Below are 23,947 nucleotides of genomic sequence, written 5' to 3' on the forward strand. Positions count from 1 at the left end.
ATTACTTTTCACTCACTATAGATGGTTTGGTGTTTATCTAAATGACGCAGTGAAGCTACACGGTAGATCCATCTCCCCATTTTAAGACGAAGTTAAGCAGGAGTTTTTTACTCTGCTGACGTACGCCACTGACCTTGAATCATAATACCTTTAATAGGGTTTAAACCCATTTGATAAGCAAGATCAGCGGGGCGGGTGATATCCCATAATGCCAAATCAGCATCGCAACCAACTTCTATTTTACCCTTTTTAGCTAGACCTAACGCTTGTGCTGCGTGAACAGTTGCTCCTGCCAATACTTCTTCAGGTGTTAGATAAAATAGTGTACAGCCCATGTTCATCGCTAATAACAGCGATGTTAATGGCGAAGTACCAGGGTTGCAGTCGGTTGAAACGGCCATTGGCACCTTATGTTTACGCAGCGTTTCAATCGGTGGTAGCTTGGTATCGCGCAGGGTATAAAATGCGCCTGGCAATAGTACGGCAACCGTGTTGCTCTCAGCCATCTTCTTAATATCATCTTCTGATAAATGCTCAAGATGGTCGCTTGATAGTCCTTGGTACTCGGTGACTAATGCACTAGCACCCATATTTGAGAGCTGCTCAGCGTGCAACTTCACTGGCAAGTCTAAGGAGCGGGCAACGTCAAAGACGCGTTTAATTTGCTCAGCAGTAAAGGCAATATTTTCACAAAAGCCATCGACTGCATCGACCAAACCCTCGCTATGCAAGATTGGTAACCACTGGCAAACTTGTTCGATATACGCATCGGCATTGTCTTTATATTCAGGCGGCAGAGCATGGGCAGCTAAGTATGTGGTGCTAATATGAATACCATGTTTTTCACCAAGCGCGCGGGCAACTTTTAGCATTTTGCGCTCAGTTTCTAGGTCCAAACCATAACCAGATTTGATTTCGACACTGGTCACACCTTCTTTAATAAGCGCGAGCAAACGTTTTTCACTTTGGGTAAATAGTGCCTCAAAACTGGCTTCGCGAGTGGCGCTCACCGTCGAGACGATACCGCCACCTTGCGCTGCAATATCTTGATAGCTGGCACCATGCAATCGCGCTTCAAACTCATTGCTGCGGTTGCCAGCATAAACGATATGAGTATGACAATCGATGAGTCCGGACGTTATCCAGTTACCATCCACGTCTTTAATTTGAGCATTTTTATAATAAGTGAGGTGCGGCTTTATTTGCTCATACTTGCCAATCCATGCAATTTTGCTGTCCTTGATACCGACAGCGGCGTTTTCTAATTGACCATAAGGGACGCTTTGATTCTGATCATTATTTTGGTTGTTATTATAAATATCAAACCCGTATTGCGCTGAAAAGGTGGCGAGATTGGCATTTATAATGATATGGTCAAATGATTTTAGATCAGGTGTCTGTTCTGTAGAATTTGTAGAGTCATTCATAGTGTAATCCTGCTTATGTTAAAGCGAGTAGGTTTTGGTAATGAATAAGTGCTGTTCGATAATAGTGGCCAATAAGCGAGCGGCAACCTTACAGCTGCGTCCATCAATATCATAAGTTGGGTTAATCTCAGCAATATCAGCCAATTTTACTTTGCCTGATGCCATGATACGTTTGACTGCGCGCTCAACGAAACTCAGATCAATACCATAGGCTGCTGGCGCACTGACACCAGGTATGACACTCGCTGGCAAGCAATCCATGTCAATGGTTAAATAGATGATATCAACGTTATTAATAAAGGCATCTATTTGAGCAGCAATTTTTTTCCATTTCTTATTAATGCAATCTTCGTCACTGATAATATGGACGCCTAACTGCTCAGCACGGTCAAAGAGCGCGGCAGTGTTGGAAAATCGACTGACGCCGATACAACAATAGTGAAATGGCTGATCCTGTGCATCAAGGTGCTCGGCAATCTGGCGAAATGGCGTACCAGAGGTGGCGACGTCAGACTGACGAATGTCCAGATGCGCATCAAAGTTAATGACGCCAATTCTAGGCATGGCGCTCGTATTGCTTTCGATATTGTCAGTACTATGAGTAGTCTCACTGGTTTCTGACGATAGTGCTTGCCACAATCCTAAAAAGCTACCATAAGCAATGGCATGACCACCACCAAGTCCAATGGGTAAGCCGCCTTGCTCAATTATATGACTGACTTTATCAGCATACTTCCGCTGGGCTTGCTCTAGAGTATTTGCGGCAAGATCATCATTATCGTGACAATGGATGTCACCAGCATCACCCAGTAGCGTTGACAGTTGACCATCAAAGCGTTGTTGCAGCTCAGAGATAACTGGCAGCGCGGCAAATGCCTGACGAATTAAAGGCGGCGCCGCTCTCGCACCCACGCGGCCTTGATTGCGTTTGACGCCTTGGTCACAAGCGAACCCGATCAATCCAATGCGCTGGCCGTTTTGCTGACCGCTGTTATCAAAGGCATAGGGCTGCGCGATCTGATACCAGTAGCGGGCGCGCGCAGTCTCAAACGGCTCTGCACGCCCTGTCCACTTGCTCATATCAGCGTGGCTGTGGCTAACGGTAGTACCCGTCGTCGATATGCTCATTGCCGATCTCCTTTAATCCATCAAGCTTTTATTTAGAGTGATGTCTCTTATTTAGACTCGTACCAATCATTACGCAGAGCCTGCCAATGATTCGTCAGCGAGCCATCTAATACCAACTGCTTAGCTGCTTCGATATCGGGGGCCAGATAGCGATCTTTGTCATAAAAAGTTACTTGCTCACGCAATTTTTGATGCGCTGTCTTTAACGCTTCTGAGGTATCTAGTCCGCGATGGAAATCGATACCTTGACCAGCAGCCAGTAATTCGATGCCAATAATAGTGGCAGTATTTTGTGCCATCTCATATAGGCGGCGCGCACAATAAGTCGCCATCGATACATGGTCTTCTTGGTTGGCAGAGGTGGGGATACTATCGACGCTACCTGGGTGAGCCATAGATTTGTTTTCTGAAGCCAGCGCTGCTGCAGTTACGTGGGCGATCATAAAGCCTGAGTTCACCCCTGCATTTTCTACCAAGAATGGCGGTAAGCCACCTGATAAAGTTGCGTCAATCAATAGAGCAACACGGCGCTCAGACATAGAACCAATCTCAGCAATCGCTAAAGCGAGCATATCAGCAGCGAAAGCCACTGGCTCGGCGTGGAAATTACCACCAGATATAGCAACTGGACCGTCATCATTATTAAAGATAAGCGGGTTATCTGTCACCGCATTGGCTTCTATTAACAGCGTCTTGCCTGCTTGGTTGATGATATCAAGGCAAGCACCCATGACCTGCGGCTGGCAACGTAGGCAATAAGGGTCTTGAACTCGATCGTCCTGTTCGTCATTATGCGAGGCGCGAATAGCACTGCCTTTAATCAGTTGACGGTGGGCTTTTGCGATTTCAATTTGTCCATGGTGACCACGCACTTCATGAATGCGCGCATCAAATGGCGCATCTGAGCCTTTGGCGGCATCGATAGACAGTGAGCCGACGATGGTTGCTGTCTCAAGTAAATCACGTGCTAGAAAATAACCACGTAATGCTAAGGCCGTTGATACTTGAGTGCCATTAATAAGAGCCAGTCCTTCTTTAGCTGCTAGGGTAATGGGCTCAAGGCCATGCTGCGCTAGCGCATCAGCAGCAAGTACTTTTTTGCCATCAACATAAACATGACCTTCACCCATCATTGCAAGTGTCATATGCGATAAAGGCGCTAAGTCACCAGAAGCACCCACTGAGCCTTTGGCAGGGATATGTGGCGTAATTTGGTTGTTAATTAAACCAAGTAAGCTGTCGACCACGACGCGGCGAACACCAGATACGCCCTGCGCAAGGCTAGCAACTTTCATCACCATAATCAGACGGACGACATCAGCAGGAAGAGCGTCGCCAGTACCAACCGAATGCGATACAATCAAATTACGCTGGAGCAATTCTAATTGATCATCGCTGATACGAGTTTTTGCCAGTAATCCAAAACCTGTGTTGATGCCATAAGCACTTTTGTCGCGAGCAATGATAGTACGTACATCTTCATGTGAAGCGTCAATCGCTGCGTACGCACTGTCAGGAAGGGTTAATATGACAGGTCGCTCATAAATATCGCGCAACATCTCAAAGCTTAATTGGCGGGGATTTAGGGTTAATTGTTTGATACCGTCCATAGGATAATCCTAGTGTTGTAAGCCATGTTAATTATATTATTTTTAATTCATATTGCTGTTAAGCTAAACTAATTTAGTTAGGCACGTTTAACCAAACTAGTGAGTCTTATTCAATTTCTATCAACCAATCCAACCTAGATACGTAGCCAACTGTCCAAAGGCAGCAGCTAGCAAAATACTGAGTACCACACGCTCAAACCAAATGATGACCATTTTGCCAACAGAGACCGGAATTTCGGTCGCCAATACACAAGGAATCATGGCAGAAAAGAATAGCACGCTGCTAATCGATATCACCCCAGCGACGTAGCGTGTTAGGATATCTGCCTCACTGAGTAGTAATGCTGGTAAAAACATTTCAGCGAGACCTGCAGACATACCTTTAGCGGCTGTAAGGGGTTCGGACAATCCGCCCAACCATGTAAAGGGGTAGAGTAGCAAACCTAAAATATCGAACACTGGCGTATACTTGGCTAATAATAATCCTGTCAATCCGACCGCTATAATAGAAGGTACAATCGCAGCTGCCATGGTCAAACCATCTCGAAAATTGGTCCATAGAATTTGCTTTAAATCTGATGCATGGCGTGATGTGGATAAACCCAGCTCGTATGCTGCTTTTAGACGCGTTCCTTTTTTATAATCCAAATTTGGACGATCAACTTCATTATCGAAAAGACTGATAGGCGGAATGCGAGCAGTAATAGCAGTGACAATAAAGGTAATGACCAAGGTTGACCAAAAAAACAGATTCCAAAACTCCATCAGATTCAGCGTTTTAGCGACGATGACCATAAACGCTGCCGACACCGTAGAAAAACCAGTGGCAATAATAATGGCTTCACGCGCAGAATACTGTTTTTGTAGATAAACGCGGTTAGTAATTAATAATCCAATCGAATAGCTACCAACGAAAGAGGCAACAGCGTCAATTGCCGAGGCGCCTGGTGTTCTCCAGATAGGTTTCATAATCGGCTGCATCAGCACACCAATCATTTCAAGTAAGCCAAACCCCACTAAGAATGCCAAAATTAATGCCCCAAGCGGGACAATCATGCCGACTGGCAGCGCCAGCTTTTCAAACAAAAATGGCAGCATGTCTTTTTCCATCATAAAGGCAGGCGCAGTGCCAGTGATATACATCACGGCTAACAGCAGACCTAGCACTTTAAAGACCGTTAGAATTTTATGGGTGATATTTTTGCGCCATGAGCCATCTATCAAGGGTTTACTGACGCCATAGAGTATCAGCAAAAATAATAAGGTAACGGATAAAGTATGCTGTTGATTGACCAAATAGGTTGCGCCATGATCGAACAAAATCGTGCTTTTTTCACCAATGGTAAAAGGTACAAAAAACATTACCAAGCCAATGGCGCTAAACACGATTAGCTGTATTAGCGCGATGGGTTTCGACAATAGTTTTTCAGGCGGCGGCATATCAAGTGTTGGAGTGCCTGGTAGCGTGTCAGGTACTGGACTGCCCGGTGGCATAAGATCTTGTTCAGACATATTATCCTCCTTGATAAAATGTTGAAAACGTCCTTTTACTTATTGATACCGTACAAGGACAAAGGATAGCTATTTAATCATTGGTAGTTTTAAGCCATAGTCTTTGGCGGTTTTGATAGCCAGCTCATAGCCTGCATCCGCATGACGCATGACACCAGAACCGCAATCATTGACCAGTACTCGTGACAAGCGTTTGGCTGCTGCATTAGTACCATCAGCGACAATGACCATGCCAGAGTGCTGCGAGTAACCCATGCCAACGCCGCCGCCATGATGTAAGGATACCCAAGTTGCACCGCCTGCGACATTGAGCATACCGTTTAATAATGCCCAATCAGAGACTGCATCTGAGCCATCTTTCATGCTTTCGGTTTCGCGGTTCGGGCTGGCAACAGAGCCCGTATCCAAATGGTCACGACCAATGACAATAGGACCTTTAAGCTCACCGTTTTTGACCATCTCATTAAATGCCAAACCTGCTTTATCACGCTCGCCTAGACCTAGCCAGCAGATACGAGCAGGCAGTCCTTGAAACTGAATGCGATCTTTTGCCATATCGAGCCAGCGGTGCACATGGGTATTTTCAGGAAACAGCTCTTTGATTTTCTGATCGGTTTTATAGATATCTTCTCGATCACCGGATAGTGCCACCCAGCGAAACGGCCCTTTACCTTGACAAAACAGTGGTCGCACATAAGCTGGGACAAAGCCTGGGAAGTTAAAGGCGTCTTTTACTCCTGCGTCGAAGGCCACTTGTCGAATGTTATTGCCATAGTCAGTCGCAGGGATACCCATGTCTTGTAGATCTAGCATGGCCTGTACGTGTACGGCGCAAGATTCAGCAGCGGCTTTGGTCAATGCGGCATGTTGCTCTGGATCTTCTTGTGCCGCCTTCCATTCTTCAACGCTCCAGCCACTTGGTAGATAACCATTAATCAAATCATGTGCCGAGGTTTGATCGGTCACTAAATCAGGTTTGATTTCACCAGCTTTGGCGCGCTTAACTATCTCGGGCAAGATATCTGCGGCATTACCAAGTAGCGCGATTGAGACCGCTTCGCCAGCTGCGGTATGTTGTTTGATGAGCTCATAAGCATGATCGAGATCGTCCGCTTGCTTATCGACGTAACCAGTACGTAAGCGGAAATCGATACTTGATTGCTGACACTCGATATTTAAAGACGTCGCCCCAGCAAAGGTCGCGGCTAATGGCTGCGCGCCGCCCATCCCGCCAAGACCAGCGGTCAAAATCCACCGTCCTGCCCAGCTGCCATCATAATGCTGACGACCTGCTTCGACAAAGGTCTCATACGTGCCTTGGACGATGCCCTGAGTACCGATATAAATCCAGCTGCCAGCCGTCATCTGCCCGTACATAAATAAGTCTTTACGATCGAGCTCATTAAAATGCTCCCACGTGGCCCAGCGTGGCACTAGGTTGGAGTTGGCAATCAATACACGCGGCGCATTTTCATGAGTTTGAAAGACGCCAACTGGCTTGCCTGATTGCACGAGTAAGGTCTCATCGTATTCTAATTCTTTAAGAGAGGCGAGGATTTGATCATAGCTTTCCCAGTTACGGGCAGCGCGGCCGATACCACCATAGACGACCAAACTCTTTGGATTTTCAGCCACATCAGGATGAAGATTGTTTTGAATCATGCGATAAGGCGCTTCGGTTAGCCAGCTTTTACAATTCAGCTTACTGCCCGTCGGCGCCGCGATATTACGACTCTCGTCACGACGCGTAAATTCATTATTATTATTTGATCCGTTTTTATTTATTCCATTAACGCTAGTCATGATTCCATCCTTTTGATTATCTATATATAGTTTGCCAATCGTCGTTTTCGGCAGCATTATTTGAAGTAGCCAATAAGTTGTATATACAAATTATCAAAGATATTTTTTTTATGCAAGCATTTTTTTATCAGTAGCCAAATTATTTATAAGGTTGTTTTGCTCAAAAGACTGCACTCATGGTGATTATGATAAGGGTCATGATATTATGTCAGCACTTGCACTTGCACTTGCACTTGCACTTGCACAGTTGCAGTTAGCGGTTAAAGATGAGTATGACAAAGGTGAAGCGTGACATGACAAAGGCAGTTCCAGCATATCAGCGGATTAAAAGCGCCATATTGGATAATATCCATTCGGGTAAATGGCAGGCAGGCGAAGCCATCTCCACCGAAATGGCATTAGCAAAAGAGTTTGGTGTATCGCGAATGACCGTAAACCGTGCCTTAAAAGAATTGAGCGAGGAGCGGGTGTTAGAACGTCGGCAAGGGTCAGGGACGTTTGTTGCTCAGCAGCAGTTCAATCATACCTTTGTAGAAGTGCGCAATATAGCCCAAGATTTAAAATCTGCCAATCGTGACTATCAGGCTCATGTTGTGAGTAAACGTACTATTACTGCAAGCATGCTAGACGATGAAATGCGAGACAAGTTTAATATTGACGAAGAAGTTGTGGCTTCTAATTTAAAGGACTCTATTAGCACTACTGATAGCAATGAAGCAGCTATTTTATATGAAGTAAAAATCATTCATTTTGCCGATGGTCAGCCGATTCAGTTTGAAGAACGTTGGGTGGATGCGACAAAAGTACCAGATTTTATTGAGCAGGATTTTAGTGTGGTAAATACCAGTGATTACCTCATTGCCAAGAGCCCACTTGAGCGTGGTAGCTATATTATTCGGGCCTTAGCGGCTCCTGAAGAGATTGCTAAGGCCTTGCAAATTCCTGTGCAGTCACCGACATTGGTGCTGCGACGTCGGACGTATTCAGCAGGGCAAGTACTGACCTTTGTCAAAATGTGGCATGCAGGAGATCGTTATCAGTTTGCAGGCGAGCTGTAGGCTTTATTTTTAAACGAACTTTCTTCGACGTATCTGACGATCTCTTAGCGTAAGGTTTTTGACTTCGGGCAATTAAACTGTAGTGGACGAATAAAACTGGACAGCTAAGAAATTATACTATTCAGCTCATCTGATTGGATAACTGTTCTAGACAAATCGCAGCCTAGCCATAACGCCCAGCAATATAATCCTCGGTCGCTTTTTGTACTGGATTGGTGAATATTTGATTCGTCTCGCCCATTTCTACCATGTCGCCCAAATACATATAAGCGGTGTAGTCGGAGATACGTGCGGCTTGCTGCATATTGTGGGTCACCATAGCAATGGTATAGTCGTTTTTTAAATCGCTAATCAAATCTTCAATCGCGCCAGTAGAAATAGGGTCAAGCGCTGAGGTTGGCTCATCTAATAGCAAGACTTCAGGTTTCGTTGCCACCCCGCGTGCGATACAAAGTCGCTGCTGTTGACCGCCAGATAGTGACAAGCCTGACGCTTTAAGTTTATCTTTCACTTCCAGCCATAACGCCGCTTTTTTCAGTGCCCATTCGACACGGTTATCCATCTCCGCTTTGCTGAGCTTTTCATAGAGACGCACGCCAAATGCGACGTTGTCATAAATGGACATCGGGAAGGGCGTGGGCTTTTGAAAGACCATGCCGACACGCGCACGCAGCAAATTAACATCCATATTTTTTGTCAAAATATCTTGACCATCAAGCATGATTTGACCTTTAGCATGCATGTTTGGATACAAGTCATACATACGATTCAAGGTGCGTAGCAGCGTTGATTTTCCGCAGCCTGATGGGCCAATAAAAGCGGTAACCTTTTTTTCTGCAATATCAATATTGATATTTTTTAATGCTTGGAAGTCAGTATAATAAAAGTCCAAATTGCGAATCGCAATCTTGGCAGGTGGCATGTCATCCGGCATATCTGTCATGGTTTGTTTGATAAGATGGGTAATATTTGGCTGTTGATATTGACTATGATTAGCCATCACATCATCCAGTAAACGGCGCGTGCTGCTGGTATTGGTCATTATCTTAGTTGCTTTTCTTTCTAGTACATCAGACATAAAGATCTCCATTTTTTAAAGTATTGTTAAATCAGGGTGGTGTTTGACTGTTTCTCTATAGGCTTAATAGCTTTAACCTATCTACTATGATGTTTGTCACCGATGAAGCGCGCGGCTATATTTAATAGCAATACTGTCGCGGTAATGAGTAGCGCCGCCGCCCAAGCCAGTGCATGCCAGTTGTCATAAGGACTCATGGCAAATTGATAAATCGTATTGGGTAAATTAGCCATTGGCTCACTCATATCGGTACTAAAGTACTGGTTGTTTAGCGCGGTGAATAGCAAAGGCGCGGTCTCACCGGTAATACGCGCAAAAGCGAGCAGCACACCAGTAGTCAGACCGGCTTTGGCAGCCTTCAGGGTCACGGTACTGACCAGCTTCCATTTTGGCGTACCTAGTGCGTAAGCCGCTTCGCGCAGGGTATTAGGTACAAGATTTAGCATATTCTCCGTCGTACGTACGACAATAGGAATCACAATTAACGCCAACGCTAATGCACCAGCCCAACCCGAAAAGCTCTGTCCTTTGACCATCAGGGCATAAATAAACAGACCAATTACGATAGATGGTGCTGACAATAAAATATCATTTAAAAATCGGACGACTTTACCGAGTAGACTGCCCTGTGAAAACTCTGCTAAATAAATACCCGCCATCATGCCGATTGGCGCACCAATCGCCAAACCCGAAAAAGCCAACATCGCTGAACCAACAATAGCGTTACGTAGACCACCTTCGCCCATCGGTGGCGGCGTATCGGCTATAAAGACAGGCATCTCAACTAAACCTTGCAAGCCTTCAACAAACAACGTCATCAAAATCCAAATCAGCCAAAACAAACCAAATACAAGCGCTGATAAGGCAAAACTAAGTCCCAATCTATTGATAAAACGACGCTTGTTATAAAGACGCTTGTTATAGCGATCTTCAAAGCGTACAGAAGGCTGGCTTGGCTGGGTAGTTTGCGTGGTAACTGGTGCGAAAGTCATGAAGTGTTTGTCCTTCTTAGGTCAAATAATGGCTGCTGTATCTTTGTTATATTGAAATTACTATAGGTATTTATTGTTTATCATTATTAGCGCTATCAATTGCCTGCCTTTTGGTCAATACGCATCAGCATGAGCTTAGATATTGATAAAACGATAAAGGTGATCACAAACAGTATTAATCCTAAATGTAGTAGTGACGCTAAGTGCAACTCACTGGACGCTTCAGCAAACTCATTGGCTAGCGCTGAAGTGATGGTCACTCCAGAGGTAAATAGACTGGGGCTGATATTAAAGGCATTACCAATCAAGAAAGTAACAGCCATCGTCTCGCCAAGCGCCCGACCAAGTCCCAAAATCACGCCACCAACCACACCTGTTTTGGTATAAGGCAAGATAATTTTGAACATTACCTCCCAAGTGGTGGCACCCATGCCGTACGCCGATTCTTTTAGCAGGTCGGGTACCACAGAAAAAACATCGCGCATAGTAGCGGCGATAAAAGGAATAATCATGATTGCCAGTATTAACGAGGCGGTAAATAGTCCTAGTCCCATCGGCGCACCGGTAAAAACCTGACCAATAATAGGTAGGGGGCCAATATTTTCAATAAACCAAGGCTGAATGTAATCACCAAAAAACGGCGCAAAAACAAACAACCCCCACATACCGTAGATAATGGAGGGAACGCCGGCGAGTAGCTCGATAGCAATACCCAATGGCTTTTTTAAAAAGTTGGGGCAAAGTTCCGTTAAAAAGATAGCAATCCCAAAGCTAACTGGTACGGCAATACAGATAGCGATAAAAGAGGTGACCACCGTTCCGTAAATGGGTGCAAGCGCACCGTATTGATCGTTCACCGTATCCCAGTTATTACTGGTATAAAATCCCAAGCCAAACTTAGTGATACTTGGCCACGCACCGATTATCAATGACAGCATGATGCCGCCAAGCGACAACAGTACCAAGATTGCAAATGCTTTGGTGGCGTTGACAAAAATTGCATCGTAGCGTTTTTGTTTTGCCAGTTGGGATTTTAGGTTTGCCATAAAAGCCTCAATAATCTAATAAGACTGCGCTTGATGAGTGGGAGTATTAATTGCTTTGAGTTGCGGTATAAACAGGCTTACCTTCGCTGTCTACCACTTCGTTCCATTTTGCTTTAAATAAAGCCACGGCCGTATCTGAAAAAGGCACGTAATCAAGACTCATTGCATCATCATCGCCCTGAGCATAAGCCCAATCGAAAAAGTTAAGAACACCTGCCACTTGTTTGGCATCTTGCGGCTGTTTGTGGACTAAGATAAAGGTCGCAGCAGCGATAGGCCATGCTTGAGCCGTCTCAGAGTTGGTGATGACTTTATAAAAGCCTTCTTGCTTTGACCAATCGATGTCACCGGCGGCGGCAAATGTCTGCGCAGATGGTTGCACGACGTTGCCAGCGGCATTTTTTAGAGCAACGTGTGCCATGCTGTTTTGCTTAGCATAAGCGTATTCAACGTAGCCGATAGAGTTTTTCATACGCGTCACATAGCTTGACACGCCTTCGTTACCTTTACCGCCAGCACCGGTTGCCGAGGTTGGCCATTTCACGGTTTTATCGACGCCAACGCTGTCTTTCCAATCGTTTGACACTTTGGCTAAGTAATCAGTAAAGTTAAAGGTTGTGCCCGAACCGTCTGAGCGGAACACTGTGGTAATGGCAGCGTCAGGAAGGCTTAAGTCAGGATTCATAGCTTTGATGGCAGGGTCATCCCATTTGCTGATTTTGCCAAGATAGATGTCAGCGAGCATTTTTCCATCGAGCTTCAATTGACCAGGCGCAACGCCATCGATATTGACGATAGGTACCACGCCGCCAATAACGGTCGGGAATTGAATCAGACCGGCTTCGTTTAACTCGCTCGGCGTCATCGGCGCATCGGACGCGCCAAAATCCACCGTTTTTGCGACGATTTGTTTGATACCGCCCGATGAACCAATCGACTGATAGTTCACTTGACCGCCAGTTGCTTTATGATAGGCATCTGACCATTTAGCATAGATAGGCTGCGGGAAAGAAGCGCCTGCGCCGGTGATATTCATTGATACATTGTCAGCTGATTTAGCGGTTGACGACGTAACGTTTGCGCTGTCGGTAGTAGCGGTAGTTGATTGCGCCGAAGTAGCGGGCTCGTTGCTTTCATTGCTATTGGAGTTTTTATTACAAGCAGCTAAGGTTAAGGTACTCGCGACGGCTAAAGCTATTAATGAATAACGCATTATTTCTCCTAAAAAGTAATGATATTAAGTAAACATAGTTGAGTATTGGATATTTATAAATAACAGAGCTGATTTCGATGTTTTATAAATGGTGCTTTATTCATACTGTTTTGTTCATAACGCTTTATTAAAAATGATTTACTGCAAAGACGCTTGGTGGTCGATGAGCACATTGTGCCGCGCAAATATGACAGTTTGATGAAATAAGACATTTTTATGAAAAAAGTCATTTAATTAGAATAGACGTGTGATAAAGGGTAGAGTTAGTGCTAATGACGGCTGATATATAGAGCAAAAGTCGTTATGATGTGGGCAGGCGTTTTCGTAAAAGCGGATTTCAAACTCAATGTCATTAAACTGTCATAATTAAGCCGTTTAATGGGTAGGCATTGGCATTTAATATTGTTTTATTTATTTCTACGTTTTTGTCTTTTAACTTTGACTTTCAACTTTGTCATTTAATAATAAGGCTATGGTATGCGCAGTGAGCAGATTTTGATTGTAGAAGATGAACCTGCAATTCGTGAGATGGTGGTAATGACGCTAGAGATGGCGGGCTTTGAGAGTTTAGAAGCGGCTGACGTGGCAGAGGCGCATCAGCAAGTGGTCGATCACAGACCCGCGCTGATTTTGCTCGATTGGATGTTACCGGGTGATAAAAGCGGTATTGATTTTTGCCGCATGCTAAAAAGTGATGAAATGCTGGGCGAGATACCGGTGATTATGCTAACGGCAAAAAGTGAGGAAGATAGTAAGGTTCATGGACTTGATGCGGGCGCTGATGACTATATGACCAAGCCGTTTTCAACGCGTGAATTAATCTCCAGAATCAAAGCGGTATTACGCCGTGGCCGTGCGCTCAGTAGTGATAAGCCGATCGAAATAGGTAAGCTTAGCCTCGATCCCAAAAGCCAACGCATTACCGCTGGTAATCAAGTCCTTGATATCGGTCCGACAGAATATCGATTATTGGCGTTTTTTATGAGTCATCCAGAGCGCGCTTATACCCGCACTCAGCTGCTTGATCAGGTCTGGGGCGGTAATGTCTATATCGAAGATCGCACGATTGATGTGCATATCAGGCGTTTACGTAAACTGCTCCAGCCTTATGATTGTAGTACCTTGATTCAAACGGTGCGCGGTACCGGCTATCGATTTTCTAGTTTGGTTCAATAAAAATGAGAGGTATGCATAACAATGCTTGAAAAAAACGCCCAACCAGAAAATGTCCAAAAAGATAAAGAACAACAAAATAAAGAGCAAAAAAGTAAAAAACAACAGGACCATCAAATCTTGCAGCAAAATTCTACCGATCAGCTTCAAAAAATCAGAAGTGCCTTACGTGCCCTGCGAGATGCAGTTATTTTGCTCAATGGTGACGATGGTTTGGAGTGGTGGAATCAGGCCGCCGAAGATTTATTATTGCTACAGTCAGCGGACCATGGCAAAAGTATTTTTGACTTTATTAATGTCCCTGAGTTTCATCAGTACTATCAGAATAAGATCACGCCCAATGATGGCGTACACATGAAGTCATGGCGTGACCCTAACCGTTATCTTAAATGTGAGCTCACGCCTTTTGGCGATGAAAAGCTGCTGATTATTTATGATGTGACCCGCTTACAACATCTAGAGCAAATGCGCCGCGACTTTGTGGCCAACGTCTCGCATGAATTGCGAACGCCACTCACCGTACTGATGGGCTATCTGGAGAATTTTTCTGATCAAGAAGAGATGCCGCGGCAATGGCGACGCGGGTTTGAGCTAATGACGCAGCAGACTGCGCGTATGAATAGGGTGGTCAATGACTTATTATTGCTATCACGAATTGAAATCGAAGAGACACATGAGCTGCATTATATTGATATGACCAAGCTGCTCACCCATGTCTATGACGACGCGCAAGCGTATAATCAAGAATACGGCCATACGCTGCATTTGCAGATAGATACCTATGATGGTCTCTACGGCTCAGAGATGTATTTAAACAGTGCGTTATCCAATTTGGTCATCAATGCCATTAAATATACGCCAAAAGGTGGCAACATCGTCATCAGTTGGGCAAAAACTGCAGAAGGCTGTCGCTTTGCGGTCAGCGATGATGGTATTGGTATTGCGCCCGAGCATGTCGCGCGATTGACCGAGCGTTTTTACCGAGTAGACAGCGGGCGTAGTCGGGAAACAGGCGGCACAGGGCTGGGGCTAGCAATAGTCAAGCATGTGTTATATCAATACGACACAACCCTGCAAATCGCATCGACAGAAGGCAAAGGCTCAACCTTTAGCGCCGTATTTCCTCCTGCTCATATTCGTTCAGCTGTTATAGATTGAGTTTCTTACCTTTTAGCTTTTAGGTTTATTGTCGTTTACCTTCCTCGGTCAATTCAACATAGCGATTATGATAATTTAACACTACCTTTTAGGATGTGTATAGAATTCAAATGAGTGGCAACCAGATAAAGACACAAGCAAGCATTACCGCTGCTGCATAGCTATCTTTGAGCTTATCATATCGCGTGGCAATGCCCCTAAAATGTTTCAACCTAGCAAAAGCGTTTTCTAGCAAGTGACGGCAACGATACAAATACCAGTCTAGTGTGTCATTGTTGCTGTTTTTAGAGTTCGACTTAACGGGTATGACTGATACCAGCATGAACGCCAGATATTTGCTCAGGACTCCAGTTCTCTTTAAGCTTGTCTGTCACCCATGCCCAGAGGTCAGTCACAATAGTTGTGGCGTTGTTAGCCCGTCTGTCACAAGCCTTGTTATTAGCATGCTTTGCTCGGTAACCTCGTAGGCTTTTATTACGCCTAAGCTCTCTTGATATGGTACTGGGACTTCTGTTTAACGCCCTCGCTATGAAATTAATACTATGTTTTGCCCCTTTAAGGGCATAAATCTGGTATCATTCACCTAGGCTTAGATGTGTATAGCTCATGGTTGCAATCTCACTTTGGTCGGTGGATAAAAACTTTGATGCTAGCGCATCTAGGTCTTTTTTTCACCTACTCTTTGAAATTGCACTTCATGTGTTAATCTAAGTGATTATTTTCATGAGCTTTTGCCATTTACCGGTTTTACGCCAATAACGGTATTGATGATATATGCGAGACCAATGACCGAAATAAGAAGGTAAGTCTCGCCATGGACAGCCTACTCTTATGCGGTACAGCATGCCTTCAACGGTACGTCTTAGATTGGGCTTGTTATATACGTTAATTTGTCGCAATATAATAAATAGCTTGTGCCAAAGTTCATCGTTGAGCTTGGTGCGAGTCATAAGTGACGCCTTATTTCTTTGTTGTGGTAAACAGTAGAGTAAGGCGTTGCTTATTTTTTTCAATGGTTCCTCAATTCTATACAGCCCCTAGATTTTTTGCATCTTTCTGCTTCTCAACTTTATGCTGGTCTTCTGTGCTATCGACTTTCCAATAGCTGGATATGTATAAATGCGTTTTTGGTATTGAAAAATATGTTTTAAAGTGATGGCGCAGGGCGCGCATACTATGAAATTCACATGCTGCCCACACCGCAGGCTGGCCTGCTAGCCACGTAAGCGTTTTAACCCTTTCAAGTAATGGGCTGCTTTCGGTATTTGGATGTGAGTTGATCACCCAGTGAATGTCAACGTTGTCTGGTTTTTTGAGTAGTTGTTTATCTGCTTCACTGGTGACTTCAAGGACTGCATAGCCGCAGGCATCAGCAGGTAGCTGGGCAAGATTGACGCTAATGGCTGGTAGCGCTGTCATATCACCAACCAATAAAAACCAATCTGCCTCATTATTAATCAGCTTCTTTGGCCCTGGGCCGCCGACCAATATTTGCTCACCAACTTGGGCGTTACGTGCCCACATTGAAGCAGGCCCTTCAGCGTCATGCAAAGCAAAATCGACATCTATTTCATTCTTACGTTGTCCACTAATGGTATAAGTGCGCATCAGTGGCCGAGCCCCATGGTCTTGAGGAAATATGAGTTTAATATAAGCACTTTCTTGATCTTCTGGAAAGTCAAGCAGGCCTGTACCGCCAAGCGTGACGCGGTACATCTGTGGCGTGATGTATTTGGTACGAACAACATTTAATGTTCTTGGAGCGGGTTTTGCCATTTTAATGCCTTTCTTAATTTAAGTGTTTCATTTTTTAAGTTATCAGTTTAGATAGCGCCAGTATATAAAATTGACATTCTCTAGGGCGTGTCTTCAATTTATCTTACAATGAACGATAGTACACGCCAGATAAAGCATTGACTTAAAATTACGAGCTAACTTCTCATAGCGAGTGGCGATACTACGAAAGTGCTTAAGCCTTGCAAACATATTCTCTACTAAATGACGCAGTTTGTATAAGTAGCTATCAAATTCTGGATTAGGCGCTTTAGCATTGCTTCTTTTGGGAATTATAGGAATCATGTCATGCATGCAAGCTTTATCCCTGATCGCTTGTGAATCATAGCCCTTATCAGCGATAAAGTAATCAGCTTGTCCAATCATGTCAATCAATTCACCTGCAACTTGACTGTCGTGGACGTCACCCCCAGTGATTTTAAAATGGAGCGGATATCCATCGGCATCACAGGATAAGTGTATCTTTGTAGTTGCGCCGCCACGGCTTTGTCCAATTGCTCTATCTTCACCACGCCGAGCTCCACTTGCATGCTGGTGACAGCGAACATAGCTTCCGTCTGTGAATACCCATTCCGTATCAACTTCTTTTCGTAGGCTAAAAAAAAATCCTCCCATAACCCAGTTTTCGACCAGCGGTTGAAACGACTATAGGCTGTTTTCCAAGAACACAATTCTTTAGGTATGTCACGCCACGGCGCGCCTGTGCGTAGCTTCCACAGTATGGCTTCCATGACCTCTCGACTGTTTTGAGTTTGATAGCAGCCATGCTGTGTCATTGTTGATTGCAATTGATCCCAAAGCGTATCTGTTAGTGCTGTTCTTGCCATAACTTGTACTTCTCGCATCGTCTCAATAGATGCGGTATTGTAACTATTATTTATGGCTTATCCAATTGAAGACATGCCCTAGTAATGATAAGCTTTATATTGTTTAAAAGTTGGCCTTTAGACTGACGGACATCTGGCGCTCGGGTCCCATCCAGCAGTTATTACTATCGTAGCAAGTACCGACATAGGTTTTATCAAACAAATTATTGATACTAGCGCCAACGGTGAGCATCGGATGGATTTGATAGCTGCCACCAATATCTACCAAGGTCACACTTGGCAGCTCGTCTGAATTTTGCTTATCAAGTTGCATGCCGTCTTCATATCGAACCCCTGCATTGAGAGTAAGCTTATCTGTGGCGTAATAGTCTGCCCACAGTGTTGCTTTGTGTTTAGCGGTTTGTGCTGGCGTATTGCCGACTACGTCAGGGTTAAATTCATCTTCGGTAATCTCAGCATCGGTATAGCTGTAGCTTGCAGCAATATCTACCCAATCACTTAGCATGTGGCTGCCTGAAACCTCGAAGCCTTTAGAGGTAATTTCACCCGTTTGAACTTTCTGTTGAGAATTAGCGGGGTTTGTTACTACGACGTTCTTTTGCGTGATATCAAACACCGCCAACGTTCCTTGTGTGACACGATCTGGGGACAGATATTTGATACCAGCTTCTAACTGGTCAGCGGTGGTTGGCTCAAATGCCTTGTTGGTAACGAAGTTGCTACCGACAACAGGCTGAAACGACTGTGAATAGCTGGCATAAGGAGAGAAGCCATTATCAAAGTCATAAATGGCAGCAAGGCGACCACTGGTTTTTGATGCGCTGTTATCAATCGTTTTGTTACTATAAACCGCACCTTTAGAGGCTTCGGTTTGCTCGGTAGTACTGTCAAAATTGTCGTGACGTAATCCTGCCACCACTGTCAAATCTTGCCACTGCATCTCATCTTGTATATAAAACCCCAGCTGGCTTTGTTCGATGTCTTGTTTCTGTCGATAAATATCTAATGGCAAAGTGTCAGCATTGATTTGTGAGAAATCGGGTTTGGACAAATCAAGGTTTGGGGTGCCATCTGCGCCAGCATCATAATATGTAGCGCTACTGTCCGTTTCTTGATATTCCACACCGAATAATAAATTGTGCGAGGTATTGGCAGTATCTAACTGATAAGCCAGCTGATTGTCGGTGGTCCAGTTGTTCATCTTTTCATCGGTGGTATAGGCCACACGATTTAAAATTTTGTCACTACCCGTGATAAACCCTTCTTGATTGTACATATTGCGCTGCTGCGCTTCGGCATCGGTATAGCGTAGGATATGCTTAAAGGTTAATTTGTCATTGATAGCCCAGTTGACAGTCACACTTGGCATCAGAACTTCTTTGCTAAAATGATTCCATTCGTCTCCTGCGTAGGCATCACTGCCTAGCTTGCCATAACTGGCATTGTAGACTGTCCCAACAGCCGGCAGCGGGGTAGAAGGCACCATCTCTGGATCGTCTTGATAAAAAATATTGGCAAGAACGGAGACATCTTCTGTCGGTCGCCATTCAAGTGACGGATTAATTAAAGTGCGCTCTTCTTCTGTGGTCTGCATCTGACCCTCTTTTTTACGTTTTAATGCCACCAAGCGATAATTAAGCGTATCTGAGATAGGGCCGGTCATATCGACTGCCACTTCTTTGAGGTTTTGATTGCCAAAGCGCAACTGTACTTCAGACTCTTGGGTGCTTTTTGGTGTTTTGGCGACCTGATTGACCATGCCACCTGGTGCCGCGTAGCCGTAAAGTGAAGATGCTGGGCCTTTTAACACTTCTACCGCTTCAGTCGCATAAATGTCTACTTGCGGCATCAGGTTCCAAGCGCCGTCGTAGGGGAGGCGCAATCCATCATAAAAATTGGAATAAGTCTTAAAACCACGAATGTTGTATTCATCAAAAATAGATACCGTACCGCGGCTCCCAGTACTCACCCCAGGCTCATAACGTAACGCCGCATTAACGCTATCTGCTTGACGTTTTTGTAATAGTTCTTGATTGATTCTGCTATAGCTCATTGGGGCATCACTAGGGTCTAATGCAGTTTTGGTGCCTGTACTACGGTAGCTGTCAGCGTAAACCGTGATGGTGTTTAAGGTCGTCGCTGGTGTCGAACTAACCGTAGCAATATTCTCATTTTGATTTTGGTCATTTTCAATACTATTTGCCGTTTCTTCAGCGTATGCAGCATGGCTAATACTCATTAATAAGCCAATCTTGACTGCCATTCTTAATTGTTTTTTTTGGGCAGATTCGGAACGTGAAAGAGACGGCATCGTATTTCCTTTCAGATAGAAGTAGTTGAGGGTTTTGAGTTAAAAGATGTGGATGCTAAATACGAAAATAATTATAACACTAATGATTATTGTTATCATTAAAAAATTAAACTAAGAGTTATTATAGACATATTAGAAGTGGTCATTGGCGACACTTACATGAGATACATCAGTCGCGCATTAAATACGGGCAGTACCAAAGAGGTACCTTGGGTGCTAGAACTGTCGCCAATGCTGCTGTCAGGGTCAACCAAAGGTGAGAACGGTAACGCGTCTAATATTCCCATTATGATTGTTACGGTAGATAGGTTTGCTCGTGAGATTGGCTTTGAAGGGTGTTATCAGCTGAATCTACCACAAGGCGCGACAGAAGTGTGGACGATTAGCAAAATTCTATGAGCTATGATATGAAAAGTCCAACGGCTGACCGTACGGTATATATCGACCGCTATTCGGAGAAGATATTGGCTGATATCCGCTTTGAGGATTACAATGATTTCGGCAAATTTATGGCAGCGGGTTCGGCTATTCATATGGGAACGCTAGGATTATGGAGCGTCTTAGCCAATGTGCTGTTTTGCTTATCTGTGATTGCAATTTGTGTGAGCGGTTATGTCATGTGGTGGCAACGTCGTCCTCGTAATACCAACGAAATCACTGGACTAAATCCACCAGCATGTGAACAAGATTTTTCTATATGGTGGCCGTTTGCCATTCCATTGCTTGTGGTGGCTATTATATTCCCAGCAGCAATCGTTGTGATTTTGGCTATTGCGTTATTGGATCTCCTTCTGCTCTCCTGTGTCGAGTTCTTACAGAAGCTATTTAAGTAATCAATACTGTTAAATTTAGTCCGTAATAGTTAACGTCTGATAGATACTGGGCTTAATTGAGGCGACCTTTAGAAGGTAGCCTTTTTTGCTGTGCTATTTTTATTTATAGTGCTTTCTATCAAAAATATTTCAATACTGTATTGATAATCATTATTATTATCTTTATCATGTACAAACTCTAATGTAACAAACCATATATTTACTCACCAATACTTTAATAAATAGCTCATTTTTTATAGCGTTTTATTAAGCTGACAAGTAATCGTGAGCATTGTTGCTTTGAATAACTGCCTTCCCTCAAATCCTCCTCACTTTCATTGAGATATCATTGATGTTTATGATTACACAAAGTAGAAAACAGCATAAACCTAACCCTTTAAGTTGGTTTGTTAAGCGAACCATGCGTCTTTCAGCCATTGCTTCGTTGGCAGTAAGCTCATCTATGATTCATGCTGAAATACCGCAGCAAAAACAAATCGGTGAAGAAGATATCGAAATCAATCGTGACGACAATAGGTCAGAACCAAGTACCACGCTACCAACTATCGTGGTCATGGCAGAGACCAATAAACAAGTCACGGAAAATACTGACAGCTATACAATCCCTGTCACCAGTAGCGCCACGGGTATGGACTTGTCGGCCAAAGAAACCCCGCAAGCGGTCAGTGTGGTTACCAACCAGCAAATCAAAGATCAAAACTCAAACACCCTAATAGATGTGCTTAAACGCACGCCTGCTATCCAAGTAAGTAGCGTTGATGGCGCGCGTAATGATCTTTCATCAAGAGGCTTTGCTATCAATAGCTTCCAAATTGACGGCTTAAATACCGATTTTGTCCAGCAAGCTGCCATGGGCGAATACTCTGCTAATACCGCGATGTTTGACCATGTTGAAATCGTACGCGGCGCGACTGGTTTGATGAGTGGCTCAGGAGACCCTTCTGCCAATGTCAACTTGATACGCAAGCGGGCTGATAGTAGCGTTCCTGCTACAGAGCTATCCGCCAATGTTGATCGTTATGGGCAATATGGTCTCAGTGTTGACCGTAGCCAGCCATTAAGCGAAAGCGGTGCGGTACGAGGCCGAGTGGTGGCAAGTTATCAAGATGGTGACACCTTTGTTGACCGTCAAGAACTGGGTCAAAGTCTAGTGTATGCCACAGTAGATGCGGACCTGGGCGACAGCACTACAGTCAGTGTGGGTGCTAGCCGTCAACACAATAAATCAAAATCAACCATGTGGGGCGGTTTGCCAAACTACCTAAGTGATGGCTCAAAAGCGGATTGGGATGCCAGTAAAAATGGCAGCGCAGATTGGACAAACTGGGATTCTGATAATACCTATTACTTTGCAGATATTGACCATGATTTTAATGCCAATTGGAACTTGACCACCAATGCCAGCTATAACGAGAGTGACAGTAGTCCAAAGCTGCTTTATATGTATGCCAATGGCGACCAAGTCGTGAATCCTGATACCGGACTGATTTTTAACCTAAACCCATTTCATGCCGATACCGAACGCAAACAGTTCAATATCAAAAGCAAGTTAACCGGTAATTTTGATGCGTTGGGAAAGACGCATAAGCTCATCGTAGGCGGCTCCTATAGCAAAAGTGATCTTGATACTTTCACTTATAAGTCACCGCCTGATGGTATATTGCCGCTCCCCGGTTTTTCTGACTGGGATGGCAGTTATCCTGAACCAGAATGGGGAGCGCGCAATCGCAGCTCTGATGTCACAACCAAAGAAAAAGCTATTTTTGCAGCAACTCAGCTCAAACTATCGGATCCTTTAGCCGTTATTTTAGGCACGCGTGTGTCTGATTTTGAACGCTCAGGTGTGCAGTATGGCCGTAACGTCAACACGGAAGCCAAACATATCTGGACTCCGTACGCAGGGATTACCTATGCGGTTAATGACAATCACAGTCTTTATACCAGCTACAGTGATATCTTCAAACCTCAAAATCAGCGTGATATAAACGGTAAATTCCTCGATCCTATCGAAGGTAAAAACTATGAAATCGGTCTAAAAAGTGAGTCAGATAACGGCACATTACAGAGCCAAGTGAGTATTTTCAGAATCGAGCAGGACAATCTTGCTCAACTCGATGGCGGTCAAATAATACCCGGCACCGACCTGGAAAAAGCCTACTACGGAGCAAAAGGTGCCACCAGTCAGGGCGTAGAAGTACAAGTGTCTAGTCAAATCAGCGACCAACTGCAAGCGAGTGTTGGTTATACGCATTTCAATGCTGAAGACAACAAGGGCAAAACCATCAATACAGGCTTTGCTGATACCACACTGAATCTTTTTGCCACTTATAATCTTGATCATATCATTCCTAATTTAACCATTGGCGGCGGCGTTGACTGGTCAAATGGATACTATGGCATTGTCAAAAACCCTGTGACGAAACAATCTGAAAAGTACGGTCAAGATGACGTGACGCTTGCCAATATCATGGCAAGATATAGCTTTAACGACAATCTTGAAGCGCAGGTTAATGTGAATAATTTGTTCAATCAAAAGTATCTTGCGGGCAGCACTTTTAGTGAATTGACTTACGGTGAGCCTTTGAATGTAGTCGGCAGATTAACCTATCGCTTTTAATCGATCGCTTTTCACTTTTATGCCGATCATGACCTTTCACTTTCACACGCAGGCAGTCACATGAGTAAGCGCCGTAGCAGTCATGGTTTTTATCTACCTGAGTTTAAAGTCCTCAGTCGTATTTTTTTAGCGATTATTGGTAGCTATGGCATCGCGGTGCTTACGAGTTTGACGTTTTTGGCCTTACCTATAGATGAGATTTCTGCCATCTATTGGGGTCAAATTGCTAGCGTTGTTGTATGCGCGCTCATTCTTGTCTTAGTATTTTCTTTGCGACGTTTATGGCTGGCATGGACGCTGGTCGTCGGTATTGCAGGGCTATTAGGGATGATCGATTATGTCGCTATTTAACCCCAGTTCGGGATAA

The 23,947-nt window shown here is 44.3% G+C and carries 19 protein-coding genes and 1 pseudogene; 7 read left to right on the plus strand and 13 right to left on the minus strand.

Features of this window, described 5'->3' with window-relative positions; genetic code table 11:
- Positions 1 to 107: 107 nt before the first annotated feature.
- The 5 genes from hutI to hutU all read right to left on the minus strand — a co-directional run bounded on the left by hutI (position 108) and on the right by hutU (position 7,480).
- Complete coding sequence (gene hutI / locus B4240_RS04680; protein WP_296237078.1) at positions 108 to 1,427, minus strand: imidazolonepropionase; 1,320 nt, start codon at positions 1,425 to 1,427, stop codon at positions 108 to 110.
- Between the two features lie 18 nt (positions 1,428 to 1,445).
- Positions 1,446 to 2,555, minus strand: coding sequence for a formimidoylglutamase (gene hutG, locus B4240_RS04685; RefSeq protein ID WP_296237079.1), 1,110 nt, complete (start codon positions 2,553 to 2,555; stop codon positions 1,446 to 1,448).
- 47 nt (positions 2,556 to 2,602) lie between these two features.
- Positions 2,603 to 4,165 carry a histidine ammonia-lyase gene (gene hutH, locus B4240_RS04690; protein WP_296237080.1) on the minus strand — a complete coding sequence of 521 codons (1,563 nt, stop codon included), beginning with the start codon at positions 4,163 to 4,165 and terminating at the stop codon, positions 2,603 to 2,605.
- A 120-nt stretch (positions 4,166 to 4,285) separates the two neighbouring features.
- Positions 4,286 to 5,677, minus strand: a complete 1,392-nt coding sequence (locus B4240_RS04695) for a YjiH family protein (RefSeq protein WP_296237081.1) — start codon at positions 5,675 to 5,677, stop codon at positions 4,286 to 4,288.
- A 69-nt stretch (positions 5,678 to 5,746) separates the two neighbouring features.
- On the minus strand, positions 5,747 to 7,480 hold the full coding sequence (gene hutU / locus B4240_RS04700; RefSeq protein WP_296237082.1) for a urocanate hydratase: 1,734 nt from the start codon (positions 7,478 to 7,480) through the stop codon (positions 5,747 to 5,749).
- A 293-nt stretch (positions 7,481 to 7,773) separates the two neighbouring features.
- Here hutU and B4240_RS04705 point away from each other — a divergent pair, with 293 nt between their 5' ends.
- Positions 7,774 to 8,538 carry a UTRA domain-containing protein gene (locus B4240_RS04705; RefSeq protein WP_296237083.1) on the plus strand — a complete coding sequence of 255 codons (765 nt, stop codon included), beginning with the start codon at positions 7,774 to 7,776 and terminating at the stop codon, positions 8,536 to 8,538.
- 163 nt (positions 8,539 to 8,701) lie between these two features.
- On the opposite strand, the gene pstB is transcribed toward B4240_RS04705, so the two are convergent.
- From pstB to pstS, 4 genes are all read right to left on the minus strand, one after another.
- Positions 8,702 to 9,481, minus strand: a complete 780-nt coding sequence (gene pstB / locus B4240_RS04710; RefSeq protein ID WP_296237097.1) for a phosphate ABC transporter ATP-binding protein PstB — start codon at positions 9,479 to 9,481, stop codon at positions 8,702 to 8,704.
- Positions 9,482 to 9,693: 212 nt separating this feature from the next.
- Entirely contained in the window at positions 9,694 to 10,608 is a 915-nt protein-coding gene (gene pstA, locus B4240_RS04715) for a phosphate ABC transporter permease PstA (protein ID WP_296237084.1), read from the minus strand.
- 95 nt (positions 10,609 to 10,703) lie between these two features.
- Positions 10,704 to 11,654 carry a phosphate ABC transporter permease subunit PstC gene (gene pstC / locus B4240_RS04720; protein ID WP_296237085.1) on the minus strand — a complete coding sequence of 317 codons (951 nt, stop codon included), beginning with the start codon at positions 11,652 to 11,654 and terminating at the stop codon, positions 10,704 to 10,706.
- Between the two features lie 46 nt (positions 11,655 to 11,700).
- Positions 11,701 to 12,867, minus strand: a complete 1,167-nt coding sequence (gene pstS, locus B4240_RS04725) for a phosphate ABC transporter substrate-binding protein PstS (protein ID WP_296237086.1) — start codon at positions 12,865 to 12,867, stop codon at positions 11,701 to 11,703.
- 477 nt (positions 12,868 to 13,344) lie between these two features.
- Between pstS and phoB the strand changes: the two genes are divergently transcribed.
- Positions 13,345 to 14,043 (plus strand): phosphate regulon transcriptional regulator PhoB, encoded by a 699-nt coding sequence (gene phoB, locus B4240_RS04730; protein ID WP_296237087.1) that lies wholly within the window; start codon positions 13,345 to 13,347, stop codon positions 14,041 to 14,043.
- A 21-nt stretch (positions 14,044 to 14,064) separates the two neighbouring features.
- Positions 14,065 to 15,198: a phosphate regulon sensor histidine kinase PhoR gene (gene phoR / locus B4240_RS04735; RefSeq protein WP_296237088.1), complete on the plus strand. Its 1,134-nt coding sequence runs from the start codon at positions 14,065 to 14,067 to the stop codon at positions 15,196 to 15,198.
- A gap of 106 nt (positions 15,199 to 15,304) precedes the next feature.
- Here the strand turns inward: phoR and B4240_RS11590 are convergent.
- The 4 genes and pseudogenes from B4240_RS11590 to B4240_RS04765 all read right to left on the minus strand — a co-directional run bounded on the left by B4240_RS11590 (position 15,305) and on the right by B4240_RS04765 (position 20,130).
- Positions 15,305 to 16,148 (minus strand): annotated as a pseudogene (locus B4240_RS11590) (transposase).
- Positions 16,149 to 16,224: 76 nt separating this feature from the next.
- Positions 16,225 to 16,974: a siderophore-interacting protein gene (locus B4240_RS04755; RefSeq protein WP_296237089.1), complete on the minus strand. Its 750-nt coding sequence runs from the start codon at positions 16,972 to 16,974 to the stop codon at positions 16,225 to 16,227.
- A 93-nt stretch (positions 16,975 to 17,067) separates the two neighbouring features.
- Positions 17,068 to 17,819 (minus strand): IS5 family transposase gene (locus tag B4240_RS04760; RefSeq protein ID WP_296237090.1). Its coding sequence is split into 2 segments (ribosomal slippage): positions 17,068 to 17,612 and positions 17,612 to 17,819, totalling 753 coding nucleotides; the frame shifts between segments, so codons are not numbered across the junction.
- Between the two features lie 103 nt (positions 17,820 to 17,922).
- Complete coding sequence (locus tag B4240_RS04765; protein WP_296237091.1) at positions 17,923 to 20,130, minus strand: TonB-dependent siderophore receptor; 2,208 nt, start codon at positions 20,128 to 20,130, stop codon at positions 17,923 to 17,925.
- Between the two features lie 159 nt (positions 20,131 to 20,289).
- Here B4240_RS04765 and B4240_RS04770 point away from each other — a divergent pair, with 159 nt between their 5' ends.
- The 4 genes from B4240_RS04770 to B4240_RS04785 all read left to right on the plus strand — a co-directional run bounded on the left by B4240_RS04770 (position 20,290) and on the right by B4240_RS04785 (position 23,931).
- A complete protein-coding gene (locus B4240_RS04770; RefSeq protein WP_265089129.1) occupies positions 20,290 to 20,529 on the plus strand; it encodes a hypothetical protein in 240 nt (79 codons plus the stop codon).
- Positions 20,530 to 20,537: 8 nt separating this feature from the next.
- The gene (locus B4240_RS04775) at positions 20,538 to 20,963 is read left to right on the plus strand and encodes a PepSY domain-containing protein (RefSeq protein ID WP_296237092.1); all 426 of its coding nucleotides are present in this window, start codon (positions 20,538 to 20,540) and stop codon (positions 20,961 to 20,963) included.
- A 400-nt stretch (positions 20,964 to 21,363) separates the two neighbouring features.
- Entirely contained in the window at positions 21,364 to 23,580 is a 2,217-nt protein-coding gene (locus B4240_RS04780; protein WP_296237093.1) for a TonB-dependent siderophore receptor, read from the plus strand.
- A gap of 60 nt (positions 23,581 to 23,640) precedes the next feature.
- The gene (locus tag B4240_RS04785; protein WP_191692256.1) at positions 23,641 to 23,931 is read left to right on the plus strand and encodes a DUF3649 domain-containing protein; all 291 of its coding nucleotides are present in this window, start codon (positions 23,641 to 23,643) and stop codon (positions 23,929 to 23,931) included.
- The last annotated feature ends 16 nt before the right edge of the window (positions 23,932 to 23,947 follow it).

This window comes from Psychrobacter sp. UBA5136 (assembly GCF_002414005.1).
In the GTDB taxonomy this organism is placed as follows: Bacteria; Pseudomonadota; Gammaproteobacteria; order Pseudomonadales; family Moraxellaceae; genus Psychrobacter.